This window comes from Streptomyces sp. NBC_00988 (assembly GCF_045162645.1).
GTDB lineage: Bacteria > Actinomycetota > Actinomycetes > Streptomycetales > Streptomycetaceae > Streptomyces.
The window spans coordinates 2,515,314-2,530,375 of record NZ_CP108730.1 but is presented as its reverse complement, the minus strand read 5'-3'; the positions used below and the strand labels follow the sequence as shown (position 1 = coordinate 2,530,375).

Sequence of the window (15,062 nt, the reverse complement as noted above, 5' to 3'; positions counted from 1 at the left end):
GTCAGGCGGCGGCACGCCGCAGCCGCAGGACGTTCCAGGAGATGGGGGGCAGCAGCGCTGTCAGCTGCTCCCCGTCCACCGGCCCGGTGGAGGCCTGGCGGCGGGGGACGACCCGGTCGGGCCGGTGGAGTGTGTTGGTGGCCCGGATGTCGTCGTCGTACAGCACCGAGTGCTCGACCAGTTCGTAGCCGGGGAAGCAGCGCAGACCAAGGCCGAGGGCGACGGGCTCGCCCGGGTGGCGGTTGACGGCGAGCACGGTGAGGGAGCGGTTGTCCTCGTCGTGGGTCGCCACCGCGTCCACGGCTGTGACCTCTCCGTAGGCGCTCGTCTCGTGCGACGGCGCCGTCACCTCGGTTCGCAGCACGGTGCCCTTCGCATGGCGGGCGGCCTGGGCGAACGGGTGGAAGGTGGTCTGGCGCCAGGCCGGGCCACCCGGTTCCGTCCGGATCGGTGCGATGGCGTTGACCAGTTGGGCCATGCAGGCGGCCGTGACCCGGTCGCTGTGCCGGAGGAGGCTGATGAGCAGACCGCCGACCACCACGGCGTCGGCGACGTCGTACTCGTCCTCGATGATGCGCGCGGCCACCGGCCAGCCGTCACGGGGCCTGCTGTCCTCGGCCTTCGACATGTACCAGACGTTCCACTCGTCGAAGGAGATGTCGATGCGCTTCCTGCCGCGGACCTTGGCACGCACGTGGTCCGCGGTGGCGACCACGGCATCGATGAAGTTGTCCATGTCCACGGCGGAGGCGAGGAAGCCGGCCAGGTCGCCGTCCTTCTCCTCGTAGTAGGCATGGCAGGAGATGAGGTCGACCTGGTCGTAGGTGTGCTCGAGGACCGTCGCCTCCCAGCTGCCGAAAGTGGGCATGTCGCGGGCGGAGCTGCCGCAGGCGACCAGTTCGAGGCCGGGGCCGAACATGCGCATGGCCCGGGCGGTCTCGGCGGCCAGCCGCCCGTACTCGTCGGCGGTCTTGTGGCCGGTCTGCCAGGGCCCGTCCATCTCGTTTCCCAGGCACCACATGCGAATACCGAAGGGCTCCTTGGCCCCGTTGGTGATCCGGCGGTCGGAAAGCGCCGTGCCCTGCGGGTGGTTGCAGTACTCCATGAGATCGACGGCCTCGGCGACGCCGCGGGTGCCCAGATTGACCGCCATCATGGGTTCGACCCCCGCCTTCGCGGTCCAGGTCATGAACTCGTGGAGTCCGAAGGTGTTGGGCTCGCTGCTGTGCCAGGCCAGGTCGAGGCGTGTGGGTCGCTCGGCGACCGGACCGACGCTGTCCTCCCAGCGGAAACCCGATACGAAACTGCCCCCCGGGTAGCGCACCGTGGTCACCCCGAGTTCGCGCACCAGGTCCAGGACGTCGAGGCGCAGCCCGTCCTTGTCGGCACGAGGATGGCCGGGTTCGTGGATCCCGGTGTGGACGCAGCGGCCGAGGTGTTCGACGAAGGAGCCGAAGATGCGGGCGTTGACCTCCGCGATCCGGAAGGCGGGGTCAAGGGCAAGGGTCGCGGAAAGCAACGAATGGCTCCAGGGATGGCGAGACCGATGAGGAGAGCGATGAGCCGGATGCGGTGCCGGCTCCGGCCCATGGCGGATCAGACTTCGTGGTAGGAGAAGTGGTCGAAGTCGGCGTGCAGGGCGGCGCCGGTGAGATCCTGGACGGCCATCCCGAGGAACGCCCCGGTGAACCCCCAGTTGGTGATCCTTCCGGCGATCGTGCGGGTGGCGTACTCGTCGGACAGCAGGGAGGCGTCGAGATCGCCGCCGATGCGGATCCAGCCGGTGCCGTCCGTGGACCACGAGAAGCGGGTCGTCGCTTCGTCGACGTCGGCGCGCAGATGGACGGGGCCTTCGCCGGGCACCGGGATGACCGCGCCCTCCTGATAGGTCTGGTAGTCCAGGCTGCCTGTTCGCAGCACGCGGCCGAGGTCGGCGTCCCAGGTGAGGTGCAGATAGTGCCAGAGCTGGGTGTTGTAGATGTGGACGAGCCCGGCCATCTGCTGTGCGGAGCTGGGCCGGAAGTCGACGACGGTCTGTGCCTGGCAGCGCAACGAGGTCTGACGGTGTGCCACCAGGCTCTGACGATGGGCCGAGGCGAGCGACTGCTGCCCGCGCAGCCGCAGGTGGCCTGGACTCTCTGTGAGTTCCAGCCAGTCCGGGGCGGCGTGCAGGCGCAGGGTCATCAGGTGCGGGTCGAGTCCGGCGTGCCCCGGGGCGTCGAATCCGTCGTGGAATCGGTAACCGGCGGTGGTCACCGCCGATTCGGCTTCGGCTTCGGCCGAGTGCGTGACGGTATGCACGCTCAGTGCCGGCTGTCCGTCCTGGACGCACGGCCACCCGTCGTCGGTCCACTCGACCGACTGGAGAGCCGTCTCGCGACCCATGACACAGCGATCGGTACCCGGGATGGGACGGGCACACAGGTGGGCGAGATACCACTCGCCCTCGGGAGTCTCGACGAGGCTGCCGTGTCCGGCTTTCTGGAGGGGGTGTTCGGGGGCGTCGCGGGTGGTGAGCAGCGGTCCGGCCGGGTCGAGTTCGTAGGGTCCGGTGATCTCGCGGCTGCGCGCGACGAGGGCGCCGTGGTTGAACCCGGTACCGCCGTCGGCCAGGAGCAGCACGTACCAGCCGTTCCGCTGGTAGAGGTGAGGGCCTTCGACGCAACCTCGCCCGGTGCCGCCGAAGATGTGGTGTACGGGTCCGACGAGACGCCTTTCCTGCCGGGACCACTCCTGAAGGATGATGCCGCCGAACGAGTCCCGGCCGGGACGGTGTTCGTACGTCATCGACAGCATCCAGCTCCGGCCGTCCTCGTCATGGAAGAACGACGGGTCGAAGCCTCGGTTGTGCAGTGGGACCGGATTCGACCATGGGCCGGTGGGGGAAGGGGCGGTGATGACGAAGTTGCGCAGATCGCGGTACGGGCCGATGTTGCTGACCATGTGGGTGTACACCAGGTGGAACTGCCCGTCCGCGTAGGAGAGACAGGGGGCCCAGATGCCCCCGGAGTCCACCGTGCCCACCAGGTCGGCCAGGCGGCTTTCCGTCAGAGCGCCGCCGAGGAGGTGCCAGTTCACCAGGTCGCGCGAGTGGTGCAGGGTGACGCCCGGAACCCACTCGAAAGTGGAAGTGGCCAGGTAATAGTCACGGCCGACCCGCAGGATGGACGGATCGGGGTGGAATCCGGTCAGTACCGGGTTGCGTATCAGGGGGCCGAGCCGAGCGCCGATGCCGGGTGCCACGACGGCCGAGGACGCGTCGGACGTGGAAGGAAGCACAGTCAAGGTGGCGGACTCCAGGATGGGGACCGCACCCCGGGTGACTGACGTGACGTGGCCTGTGAGCCCTGTACGTCGGTTCGCCGGTGGTCCGGCCGACGGTCTGGCTGGTTTCCGCCGCACACCTACCGACAAGCCACCTGTCAACCGTACAACCCAGAGGGTGTCGGATGCGGGCCTGGAGACTCGGGACCTCCGGCCGGGCGGCAAGCGTTTACTCGGTTCGGGAAGGATTTTAGGGACACCGACTGCGCAGGAGCAACCCCTCCGTGGTCACCCTTTGCTCTGCGGTCACTCCTTGATCTGAGGGGGTGGCGCTGTGGAGGCCCGTTCGACCAGGGTGGTGGACAGCTCGGTGCGGTGGCTGCCCGGCACGTCACCGGCCGACAGGCGCATGAGCAGTCGCACGGCTGTTGCCGCCATCTCGTTCAGCGGCTGCTGCACCGTGGTGAGCTCCGGTACGGTCCAGCGTGCTTCGGGGAGATCGTCGAAGCTGACCACGCTGATGTCCTCAGGCACTCTGACACCGTGCTCCCGAGCCGCTCGGAGAACGCCGAGTGACATGAAGTCCGAGCAGACGAAGACCGCCGTGGGCGGAGTGGGCAGCCCGAGCAGCGTGCGCATGCTCTCCTCGCCGCCCTCCGGGGTGAACGCCCCGTTTCGGACGTAGCCGGGCAGTACCCGGGTGCGTGCGGAGCGCATCGCGGAGCGGTACCCCTCGATCCGCAGGTCGCTGCAGTGCCGGCCGCGTCTGCCCGCGATGATGGCGATCCGACGGTGCCCCAGATCCAGCAGGTGGTCGACGGCGCTCCGGGCCCCCTCCCAGTTGGCGGCGGCCACGGAATAGGTGTCTCGGGGCGGCGGGCTGATGGGGTCGAGCATCACGTACGGCACCTGGTTGCGCCGGAACCAGGCATCCTGTGAGGCGGAGAAGTGCGCGAGTGCGGTCACCACTCCGCGGGTGCCCCGTGCCGAGATCCGCTCCAGCCAGCCGCGTTCGGTCCGGGTGTGACGGGTGCGCCCCAGCATCGCGTTGACGACCAGGTGCAGACCTGCTTCGTGCGCTGCCTCCTCCGCCCCCTCGACGATGGCCGCCGTCCAGGTCGACCCCAGTTGGTGGACGACCAGATCGATCGTGCGGACAGATCCCTGATGCGCGGATGACCGAAGCCGTTCGCGGCGTCGGTAGCCCAGGTCGTGCAGGGCCGCCTCGACATGGCGGCGGGTCTCGGCGGCCACGTCCTCGCGGCCGTTGAGCACCTTCGACACGGTGGGGACCGAGACCCCGGCGTGGCGTGCGACCTCCGCCATGGTCGGGCCGCTCGGACTGGAAGACCTCATGAAAATCCCCCTTCGGCTCCTCAACCTGCGGTGTCAGCACACAGGGAGGCGGAAAGTTTCGATCTTTCGATGAAACGAGGAAGAAACGTTGACGATGGATGGACCCGACCCTACCTTGGCAAACGCTTCAGACGGCCGGATCTGACCGGCCAATTGAAGCCCACCGCACACTATCGAAACTCTCGGTTCACTCCGCTTTCCGCCATCTCGGAGATCACCTTGCATCGCCTCGGGAGCGATGCAAGGTCGCGTAGGACACCCGGTCACCGGTCGCCGGGGCCATTCACCACCGCTCGCCCGTTTCCTCGCGGCGGCCGGTACATCAGGACGACCCATCACAGGAGCTCTGTCATGCACTTCAGACGTGCCCAAAGTCTGGCCCTGGCGTCCACAGCGGCGCTGACTCTGTCCCTGGCCGGCTGCGGCGGATCAAGCAGCACGAGCAGCGACGGAAAGATCACGATCCAGGTGGTGACCGCGGCCGACTACGGTTACAAGACCCTGGTCGGCGCGTACGAGAAGGCCCACCCGAACATCAAGGTCCAGCTGGTCCAGCTCGACGGAGGGACTCTCTCCACCAAGCTGACCACCCAGCTCGCCGCAGGCCGCGGCGCACCGGACATCGTGGGCATGGTCAACGACAACATGCCGCTGTACCTCAAGTCCTCGGACAAATTCGCCGACTTCGCCGACTACGGCAGCAAGACCGGCCAATGGCTGGGCTGGAAGGCGCAGGCCGGCAGCGCCGACGGCAAGACGATCACGGGGCTCGGGACCGACATCGGGGGCATGGCCCTGTGCTATCGCAAGGACCTGTTCGCCGAGGCGGGCCTGCCCACCGACCCTGCGGCCGTCGGGAAGCTCTGGACGAGCTGGGACGACCTGGTCACGGTGGGCGAGCGGTTCCAGAGCAAGGTCCCCGGGGTGAAGTTCGTCGATTCCCCTGGCAACGTGTGGACGGCGATGCTCGGCCAGATGGACGAGACCTTCTTCTCAGCGAAGGACGACTCCTTCGACGCAGACCAGAACGCGCTGCTCAAGAAGAACTTCATGACCGTGGCGAAACTCGCCACGGCCGGTGTCACCAACGGAGTGGCACCCTTCACCCCGGAATGGCACGCGGTGCTCAAGCAAGGGAAGGCCGCGGTATCGGTGTGCCCGGCCTGGATGCTCAGCCGTATCCAGACCGACGGCGGTGACGCGTACAAGGGCAAGTGGTCACTGGCGGCGGCACCCGGGGGCGGCAACTGGGGCGGCTCGTACCTCATGGTGCCCAAGCAGGGCGAACACGTGAAGGAGGCCGTGGCGCTGGCTCAGTGGCTCACTGCCCCCGCGCAGCAGGAGGCCAACTTCGCCAGCGGCAGCTACCTGCCCAGCACGGTCGAGGCGCTCAACGCACCCGCAGTCCAGAATGCCAAGAGCTCCTATTTCTCGGACGCGCCGATCGGCCGGATATACGCGGCCTCCGCCCTGAAGCTGAAGGGCGACTTCTATCGCGGCGGAGACGACGGGACGGCTCAGGGCCCCTTCCTCGCCGCGCTGCTGCGCGTCGTGCAGGGCAACCAGAAGCCCGAGGCCGCCTGGAAGCAGGCCATCGCCGACACCAAGGCGGCGCTCCAGCAATAGCCGGAGGCCGGGCCGTCCCGGCACACCGCTCGACCACCGGACGCAACACCGGAGAGGGGCCGGCACGCCTGCCCGGCCCCTCCGCGACGGACCAGGAGTCATCCATGTCCCACGACACAGCCACCAAGCCCGGGAAACGCCCGGTGGCCGGCGAACCCCCGCCGAGCGTCGGGCCGACCCTCCGCGGCCGCGGTGCCTTCCGCAGCCGCCTGTCCCGCTGGGACGCGAGGTTCACGCCTTACGGGCTCGTCTCCCCCTTCTTCGTCATCTTCGCCGTGTTCGGGCTGATACCGCTGCTCTACACGGGTTGGCTCTCGCTGCACCGGTGGGACCTTGTCCAGGGCGATCACGGGTACGTCGGACTGGGCAACTACACACGGCTGCTGCACGATCCGTACTTCTGGAACGCCCTGTCCAACACGCTTGTTCTGTTCCTGCTCTCCACCGTTCCGCAGCTCTTTCTCGCGTTGGGCCTGGCATCGCTGCTCAACCGGCGTCTGCGGGGGCGCTCGTTGTGGCGGTCGCTGGTCCTGCTGCCGAACGTGATGTCGGTGACCGCGGTCACCTTGATCTTCGCGCAGATCTTCGCCAGCCAGACCGGTCTCGCCAACGGCCTCCTCGGGCTGGTCGGCCTGGATGCCGTCAACTGGCAGGCCCATCACTGGTCCGCGGTGATCGCGATCAGTGTGATCGTCATGTGGCGCTGGACCGGCTACTCGACGCTGATCTTTCTGGCCGCCCTGCAGAACGTGCCGAGGGAGCTGACCGAGGCCGCCGCTCTCGACGGGGCGTCACGCACCCGGACCTTCTGGTCCGTGGTCGTGCCGAACATCCGGCCCACCATCCTGTTCGTGGTGGTCACGTCCACGATCGGCGGGCTCCATCTGTTCGCCGAACCCGCTCTGTTCGACACAGGGGGCGTTGCGGGTACAGGCGGCAGCGACCGTCAGTTCCAGACGCTGATGATGTACCTGTACGAGCGCGGATTCCACGACTTCAACGCGGGCTACGCCGCCACCATCGCATGGGTGATCTTCGTCGTCATCGCTGTGGTCTCGTTCCTCAACTTCACGCTGGCGCGCCGTATCGCGTCGAAGGGGTGAACTCGTGATGTCTGTGTCCACCTCTCAGACCGCCGCGCCCGAAGCGCGCCCGGCCCGCGCGGAGCGCACCAAGCGCTACGTCCCCTCGGAGTCCGACCGGCCCAGCCGGTTCGGATACCTGGTGCTCGCCTCAGTGGTGGCGGCGTCGGTGTTCCCTCTCTACTACTCCCTTGTGCTGTCGACGCACGACAACTCGGTGATCGGCTCGCGCTTTCCGCCGCTCGTACCCGGTGGGCATCTGCTCGCCAACATCCAACGGGTCTTCGACACCGTCGACTTCTGGCTCGCCCTGCGGAACTCGCTGCTCGTCGCCGGGGTGACCGCGTTCGCCAACGTCCTGCTGGGCTCGCTCGCCGGATTCGCCTTCGCCCGGCTACGGTTCCGGGGCCGCAACGCCCTTTTCATGGTCGTGATCATCACGTCGATGGTGCCCGCTCAACTGGGTGTCATCCCGCTGTACATGCTCATGAGCGACCTCGGCTGGACGGACACCCTCAAGGCCGTCACGGTGCCGGCCCTGATCGGCGCCTTCGCCGTCTTCTGGATGCGTCAGGCGGCCGAGGAGTCCATCCCGTACGAACTCGTCGAGGCGGCGCGCGTCGACGGCTGCTCGGTGCTGCGCACCTACTGGCATGTCGCCCTGCCCGCGATGCGGTCGCAGGCGGCGGTGCTGGGCATGTTCAGCTTCATGGGGGCCTGGAACGACTTCTTCTGGCCGCTCATCGTGCTCGACCCCAGCAACACCCCCACCGTCCAGGTCGCCCTGTCCTCGCTCGCCAGTGGCTACGGCATCGACTACACCCTGGTCGTCACGGGAGCGACGCTCGGACTGCTGCCGCTGCTCGCCGCGTTCATCCTGCTCTCCCGCCAGATCGTCGGCGGCATCATGGCCGGCGCTGTCAAGGCCTGACGAAACGACACCACCGCAACGGGGAAGCCGAGGTCCTGGCGCCCGTCAGGACCCGGAGCCGCTCTCGGCTCGAAACCAACGGAGGTTTCCAGCGATGAATGACACTGGTCGAATCGGGCAGAGACCCGGCACCGGCATGGGCCACCCGCTTCCGCCACCGCCCGTCCGTCTTCACACGAGAGCGCACCTGAGCATGCTCGGTGCCCTGATGACGGCTCTGGTGACGTTTCTCGCGCTTCTGGCGGTGGCCCCCGCCCACGCGCGGACCCCTTCCGCGCCTTTGACCGCCAGGATCGGCGTTCAGGACGGCACCGTGGTGAGCAAGGCGGGATTCGCCCATCCCGGCGTGAACATCGACCGCGCCCAACTCACCACCATGCGGGACATGGTCGCCGCCGGAAAGGAGCCCTGGGCTTCGGCCTACAAGGCGCTCAGTGTGGACCCGACCGCCGCCAAGGACTACATCCTCAAGGGGCCGGTGAGCGTCGTCAGCTGGCGTTCCAACGGGGCCAACCAGTACCGCCTGTACCAGGACGGGCATGCCGCGGGCATCCAGACCGACATGTGGTACGTCACGGGCGACAACGCCTACCGGGACAACGCCCTGAAGATCATCCGAGCGTGGACGTCGACCCTGACCGAGATGACGGAAGGCATCCACGCGCCGGTGGGCCTGGCCGAGATGACCCAGGCGGCGGAGATCCTCCGCTACACGTCGGGCTCGGGCTGGACGGACGCGGACACCGCCTCGTACTCCTCGATGGCTCGCCTCGTGATGCGTTCCCGCGACGACGGTGGCATCGACCAGCCGGGCGCGTTCATGAACCAGGCCGGCGCGCAGTTGCAGGCACTGGTGTCGTTCGCCGTCTTCCTCGACGACCGCGATGCCTACGACCAGTACATGAACCGGATCACGGTGGGGAACAACCCGGATCCTCTGCTCGACGTCGCGATCTCGAAGCAGATCACCGCCGACGGTCAGGTCAACGAGATGGGCCGGGACCAGGGGCACGCCGGCCTGGACGTCGCACAGCCCGCCTACATCGCGTCGACCGCCTACATCCAGCACACGAGCGGTGACCTCGGGGCGGACGGCGTCGACCTCTTCGGTTATCTGGACAACCGGCTCCTGAAGGGCGCCGACTACTTCGCCCGCTACAACCTCGGACACGACGTCACCTGGGACTCCGGGTATGCGTACGGCAAGGTGTCCACGACGGGGCGTGGCATCATCCTCGCCTCGGTGCCGCTGTACAACCACTACAAGTACGTGGCCGGCGTCGGCATGGACGACCATCCGTATCTGGAGCGCAACGAACAGCTCGTCCTGGAGCGCAACCTCAACCCCCTGGACATCCTGCAGACCACCCCGGCCAAGGCGGCGAGCCGTGGCCCGCTCACCCCGGTCGACACCGACGTGACACCCGACTCGGCGTTCGACAGGCATGGTTCGGCCGACGGGATCACCGCGATCAGCGGCACGGACGACGTGGGTGTCGAGCCGTACGTCGACTCCGACGGTGCGCGGAACATCATCACCAACGTGCAGAAGAACGGGTGGGTGGAGTACAAGGACTTCGACTTCGGTGACACTCCACGGAGCACCCTCGTGATGCGGGCCGGCGTCAGCAGCTCGATCGGATCGAGCATCGCCGTGAAGCTGGACTCGCCGACCGGCGAGACCATCGGCACCGTCAAGGTGCCCTCGACGGGCGGAGCGGTCAGCTGGGCCACCATCGTCACCAAGCTGACGCGAGCGATCTCCGGCACGCACACCGTCGTCCTGCAGTGGTCCGGCAGCAACAACACCTACGGCTGGCAGGGCGGGCTGAACTGGTTCAAGGCGGCCGCGGGCAGCGCCCAGACCACCAACAGCGTGGCCGACGCCCCCGAAGAGTCCGGCACCACGGAGGGCCCCGGAGGCAAGGGGCTCACCTTCACCGACGGAACCTCGGTCGGGTACAGCGACCTCGACTTCGACAACGGTGCGGCGAGCGTGAGTCTGAACATCAACACCACGTCGGCGGGCACTCTGGAGATCCACAGGGGTTCGGCGGCAGGCGGCCTCATCCGGCGTATCGCCCTGCCGTCGACAGGCGGGAAGTGGGCCGACTTCTCGGCTCTGGGAACCGCGGACAAGCTCCTCGGCCGTCAGGACGTCACCCTCGTCTACAAGGGATCGCAGCCGGCGGCGATCAACACCTTCCGCTTCACCTATGTCCACCCGGTCCACCCGGTCACCACGGCCGGTTCTTACCTCTCCGTCGTCAGCGGCGGAGCGAAGCCGGACGCCGAAGCCGACGAGACGGGCGCTCTCAGCCTGAAGGCAGGTACCACCCTCGGCTTCGCCGCGATCGACCTGAGCGGCGACTACCTGGCCGTGCGCTACAGCTCGCCCGAGGGAGCCGCCACGGTCAAGGTCCATACCAGAGACCTCGCGACCGACCCGGTGGCCACGGCCCGACTGCCGCAGACCAGGCGCGGCGAGTGGCGTACCCACTTCGTCCCGCTGCCGGACACGGTGACAGGAGGGTTCACGTACTTCACGACGGACAACCGGCTCAGTCTGGCGAGTCTGCAGTCCGATCCGGATGTCGCGGCACCCGCGACGGTGACGCACTCGGAAATCAGCACCAGGTACTTCGTCGGCCAGCCCGTCACCGTCACGTACGAAGAGAGCGATCCGTTCGGCCAGGACGTCCACGTCCGGGCCGTCGGTCTGCCCGAGGGCGCCACGTTCCGCCCTGCGACCGGCACGTTCACCTGGACGCCGACGAGCAAGCAGACGGGCGACCACCACGTGACCCTGCTCGCGCGCGCCGGTGACCGGACCGTCTACTCCGACGTCACACTGCACGTACTGGCGGACGCCACGGCAGCCGTCGATGAGATCGCGGCCGCGGTGGACCCGTCCGACTACACCGATCAGTCGGCCGAGTCCCTCAAAGAGGCCGTGACCGAAGCGAGGACCGCCGTCAAGGACAAGGCGATCAGCTACCCGGATCAGCCCGCATCGGGCAAGGATACGATCACTCTCGATCGCGTGAACGCCTACCTCGGCCTGGTCCAGGGCACCGTCGACCGCATGCGCAAGCCTTACACGGCCGACGCCGACGGCGCCATCGACGTACTGGGCAACGCGGTCGTCACCTATGACGGCGACACGTCGAACACCAACGCCACACTGGCCTTCGACGGCAAACTCGACACCACGCCCAACGGCGTGAACTGGACCCCGACGAACATCGACTTCGGGCCGGGAACCCCGACCGTCGTGGACGGCGCCCGCTTCTACCCGCGGGCCAACGAGGCCAAGCGGCTGTCCAAGGCGGTACTGCAGGGTTCCAACGACAAGACCACCTGGACGACCGTCGGAACCGCGCCCACGATCACCGACAACACCCAGGTCCAGTGGTACGACCTGACCATGACCGGCGACGCCACCCAGTACCGGTACCTGCGCATCGCCGGAGTCCAGTACTTCCATGTCGCCGAGGTACAGATCAGGGCTCACTTCGTGGACACCGCGGTCGTCGGCTACCAGCGGGCCTCCGCCGGCCTTCTGTCGGAGGCGGACTACTCCGCCGATTCATGGCAGCGGCTTCAGACGGCGCTCTCCTCGGCGGAGACCGTGAGCGCAGATCCGAAGTCGACCCAAGAGGACATGGACGCCGCAGCCGAGGAACTGCGGCAGGCGCGCGGCGGACTGCTGGCCGCCTGACCATCCGGTGGCCGTCGGTTGTCCGGCCACGGCACCTGCCGGGACCACCCGCCACCGCGGGCGGTCCCGGCAGGTGTGGCGCGCTGTCCTCCGCACAACCAAGGGCTTGGACCTGAGTCGAGGTTCTCATATGCCGTTTATGGGGTCCTCATAGCCGACTCCTAGCGTACGTCGCATGATCAATGACAACGAAGTGGAAGAACTCGACAACAACCAGATATCCCGGGCGATTGTGTCCAGACGCAGACTGCTGGCCGTCGGCGGCGCGGGTGCCGTGGCCATCGGTCTCGGGGTGACCGCCTGCGGCAAGGACTCCGGGGTTTCGGGAGCGTCGGCGTCCGCCTCGCCGGCGTCCGCCACCGGGCTCGCCGTCGAACAGATGGAAGGCCCCTACTACCTGGACTACGAGCTGTTCCGGCGGAACGTGACCGAGGGAAAGAAAGGCGTGCCGCTCACTCTGCGGCTGACCGTTCTCGACGCCACGACCGGCAAGCCGCTGCCGAACGCGGCGGTGGAGATCTGGCACTGCGACGCTCTGGGCATCTACTCGGGCTACGGCAAGGCCGGCAACACCGGCGGCAGGCCGTCCGGCCAGTCCTCGGGCATACCGACCGCGTTCCCGTCGGGTGCGCCCAGCGGGATGCCGAGCGGCGCCGCCGGGCGAATGGCGGGTGGCCATCAGCAGCCCACCGACAAGCTCACGTTCCTGCGCGGTGTGCAGATGTCCGACAGCGGTGGTGGGGTTCAGTTCAGGACGATCTTCCCCGGCTGGTACAGCGGCCGGGCCATCCATATCCACACCAAGGTGCACGTCGGCGGCACGCACGTGGGTACCGGCTACGAGGGCGGACACGTCTGCCACACCGGGCAGTTGTACTTCGAGGAGGACACCGTCGCCAAGGTCGAGGCCCTCGCCCCGTACCGGACCAACACCGTGGTTCGCACCAAACTGGAGCAGGACAACATCTACCGGGCGGCAGGCGGTGGCGGTGCGGCCGCGGGACTGCTGACGCTGCGGCAGAGCGACGGGCAGGACATCACCAAAGGCATTGCCGCCACGCTCGTCATGGAAGTGGACCCGTCCAAGACCAACACGGGCGAGGACGGCGGAGCAGGGTCCCCGACCGGAACGCCCTGACGCACCGTGCCCCGGCCCGTTCGCTGCACCGGTGAACAGGCGGAGTACTTGCGGAGGAGCCCCGCCCGGTGACAGTCAGGGTGGCCGCGCCGACTGCGGCCGATGCGGAGACGGGGCTCCAAGATCCCCCGACCCCTCCGTCAGCGACACCAACGCCTCAGCCCACAGGCCGAGATGCTCCTCCGCCACATCCACCAGCATGACAACTCGACGACAGCACCGATCAACCGTCACAAGATCTGCTGCTGCTGTACTGCTGAGGTTGAACTTGGGGTCTGTCAGGAATCGAACCTGATTCCTGACAGACCCCCCTGAACGGGCGGTAAGGGTCCGCCAGCAAGCTGACGGACCCTTACGCGGGATCGAGGTCTAGTTGTAGATCGTGTACACCTGTGCGGTGGCGCCATAGGTGCTGGAGAGTTTGGACAGCGCGGAGCTGATCTTCGTCGCGGCGCTGACCTGAACTCCGTTCGATTCGGTGTATGTCGCGGACATCGTGCCGATTGCGTAGGCGGTGCTGTTGACGGATTCGAAGACCGGTGCGCCGGAGTCCCCTGGTAGCCGGTTCATTCCGCCGGTCATGCCGAACCCGTCCGCGGAACTGATGCAGGGCCCGCCAGAGAGGCAGTAAAAGAGGTTGGGGTAGGTCACTGTCTTGTCGCACCTGTTGAAGGTGGTGGTCCCAGAGATGCAGATATTCCTCATGCTGCTCGTGGGGGTGAGGCTGCCCACGACGGACTGGGAAGAGGTGCTGGTCGCGGTCCCACCGGTCCAGATGCCGTTGCCGTAGTAGTCTCCGGACTCGTAAAGAGTCTCGAAGTCAATGCTCGGGTACCGGTCCGCGACGTAGCCCATGTAATTCCCCCATGAGCCACTGGTTGTCGCATTGTAGACGTACTCACCCGTTCCCATGCAGTGGGCCGCGGTGCTGCCCAGGTACAAGGCGCCGATCTTGAACGAGAATCCGCTGGTGCATTGGGCGCCAGTGTTGCCGCTGATGATTCGATCACCGCCCCAGAAGGGCTTGACGTCACTGAAGCGGCCGGATGTCGGGGTCCAGGTACCGTTCTCCACCTTCACCGCGCCCGCATAGCCGACGGCCAGGGTCGCGGCCAGGGCCGCGACCTTGTCCGCGGGGGCGTCAGCCATCACGTGCAGGGTGTCCGTCGCGGGGTCGTAGCCGGCGCCGACGCTGTAGTTCTTCGGAAGCTTGTGCAGGGCGAGAGCCTCGTCGGTTGCCTTGTTGAGCCCCTCGGAAGTGAACCTGCTGAACGTGTACTTCACTCCCGTCACGGGAGCGCCCTGCGGGACCGAGGCACCCTTGGCCAGGCGCACCACGTCGCGGTTCTGGCTGTCCTGGTAGACGCCGAGGCCGTGGTGGTCGTTCGCGAACTTGGTCAACGACGACGTTTGCGCGGTGGTTGGCTGCGTGTTCTGCGCGGCGACGGCCGGGGACGGAAGTGCGACAATGGCCGTGGCCACGCCGACTGCGGCCAGGACCGCGGTCAGTGACCGCTTCGGCGCGAACCGCACTTTGTGGGATCTTTTCATGTCCAACTCCTTCTCGGGGGTACGGATTTCCGACCCGGGGACTGAAAAGAGCACAGGTTTCACTCTTGTGAATGGCTCTATCGTGGCGAGAGGTTCCCGTGCCCCGGCTCCCCCACCACAAGAGGTGATTACGGGATTCCGCTGAGGAGGAATTTTGCCGGTCTCTCTGTTTCCCCGATGACCGGTTGCTCGCCACAGTAGATCCGTACGTGAACCGTGGGCAATCTTTCCCATTCAACGCTGATGCAACGCTGATGATTGATCCCCTGCCCGAACGATCGCAAGATGGCTCCTCGACGGTTCCGTACCCGGGAGATCAGCGAACAGAAATCACAGGCGCCCTGGTGGGAGCGCGCCCACCAGGGCGATTGGCTGCGGTGCGCGGACTCGCCA

General features: G+C 67.2%; 9 protein-coding genes. 5 read left to right on the top strand and 4 right to left on the bottom strand.

The genetic code is table 11. From position 1 onward, the window contains the following. Nucleotide 1 precedes the first annotated feature (1 nt). The 3 genes from OG496_RS11475 to OG496_RS11465 form a co-directional block, all read right to left on the bottom strand. Nucleotides 2–1,519, bottom strand: coding sequence for an alpha-N-arabinofuranosidase (locus OG496_RS11475; protein WP_405970742.1), 1,518 nt, complete (start codon nucleotides 1,517–1,519; stop codon nucleotides 2–4). Nucleotides 1,520–1,596: 77 nt separating this feature from the next. Next, a complete protein-coding gene (locus OG496_RS11470) occupies nucleotides 1,597–3,279 on the bottom strand; it encodes a glycoside hydrolase family 43 protein (RefSeq protein WP_405976613.1) in 1,683 nt (560 codons plus the stop codon). A 291-nt stretch (nucleotides 3,280–3,570) separates the two neighbouring features. Continuing rightward, on the bottom strand, nucleotides 3,571–4,620 hold the full coding sequence (locus OG496_RS11465; protein WP_405970741.1) for a LacI family DNA-binding transcriptional regulator: 1,050 nt from the start codon (nucleotides 4,618–4,620) through the stop codon (nucleotides 3,571–3,573). Nucleotides 4,621–4,971: 351 nt separating this feature from the next. On the opposite strand from OG496_RS11465, the gene OG496_RS11460 reads away from it, so the two are divergent. From OG496_RS11460 to OG496_RS11440, 5 genes are all read left to right on the top strand, one after another. After that, complete coding sequence (locus OG496_RS11460) at nucleotides 4,972–6,246, top strand: ABC transporter substrate-binding protein (protein ID WP_405970740.1); 1,275 nt, start codon at nucleotides 4,972–4,974, stop codon at nucleotides 6,244–6,246. Nucleotides 6,247–6,350: 104 nt separating this feature from the next. After that, complete coding sequence (locus OG496_RS11455; protein ID WP_405970739.1) at nucleotides 6,351–7,349, top strand: carbohydrate ABC transporter permease; 999 nt, start codon at nucleotides 6,351–6,353, stop codon at nucleotides 7,347–7,349. Nucleotides 7,350–7,356: 7 nt separating this feature from the next. Continuing rightward, nucleotides 7,357–8,259: a carbohydrate ABC transporter permease gene (locus tag OG496_RS11450; RefSeq protein ID WP_405970738.1), complete on the top strand. Its 903-nt coding sequence runs from the start codon at nucleotides 7,357–7,359 to the stop codon at nucleotides 8,257–8,259. Nucleotides 8,260–8,467: 208 nt separating this feature from the next. Next, on the top strand, nucleotides 8,468–11,980 hold the full coding sequence (locus OG496_RS11445; RefSeq protein ID WP_405970737.1) for a carbohydrate-binding protein: 3,513 nt from the start codon (nucleotides 8,468–8,470) through the stop codon (nucleotides 11,978–11,980). 175 nt (nucleotides 11,981–12,155) lie between these two features. Continuing rightward, nucleotides 12,156–13,118, top strand: a complete 963-nt coding sequence (locus OG496_RS11440) for an intradiol ring-cleavage dioxygenase (protein ID WP_405970736.1) — start codon at nucleotides 12,156–12,158, stop codon at nucleotides 13,116–13,118. A 369-nt stretch (nucleotides 13,119–13,487) separates the two neighbouring features. Here OG496_RS11440 and OG496_RS11435 read toward each other — a convergent pair whose 3' ends face one another. Further along, nucleotides 13,488–14,651, bottom strand: coding sequence for a hypothetical protein (locus tag OG496_RS11435; protein WP_405970735.1), 1,164 nt, complete (start codon nucleotides 14,649–14,651; stop codon nucleotides 13,488–13,490). Nucleotides 14,652–15,062: the final 411 nt, after the last annotated feature.

Bases quoted from the DNA above. Each gene is read 5' to 3' on its own strand.
- OG496_RS11465 (WP_405970741.1), bottom strand. From the start codon at position 4,620: ATGAGGTCTTCCAGTCCGAGCGGCCCGACCATGGCGGAGGTCGCACGC.
- OG496_RS11455 (WP_405970739.1), top strand. From the start codon at position 6,351: ATGTCCCACGACACAGCCACCAAGCCCGGGAAACGCCCGGTGGCCGGC.
- OG496_RS11445 (WP_405970737.1), top strand. From the start codon at position 8,468: ATGACGGCTCTGGTGACGTTTCTCGCGCTTCTGGCGGTGGCCCCCGCC.
- OG496_RS11460 (WP_405970740.1), top strand. From the start codon at position 4,972: ATGCACTTCAGACGTGCCCAAAGTCTGGCCCTGGCGTCCACAGCGGCG.
- OG496_RS11440 (WP_405970736.1), top strand. From the start codon at position 12,156: ATGATCAATGACAACGAAGTGGAAGAACTCGACAACAACCAGATATCC.
- OG496_RS11450 (WP_405970738.1), top strand. From the start codon at position 7,357: ATGTCTGTGTCCACCTCTCAGACCGCCGCGCCCGAAGCGCGCCCGGCC.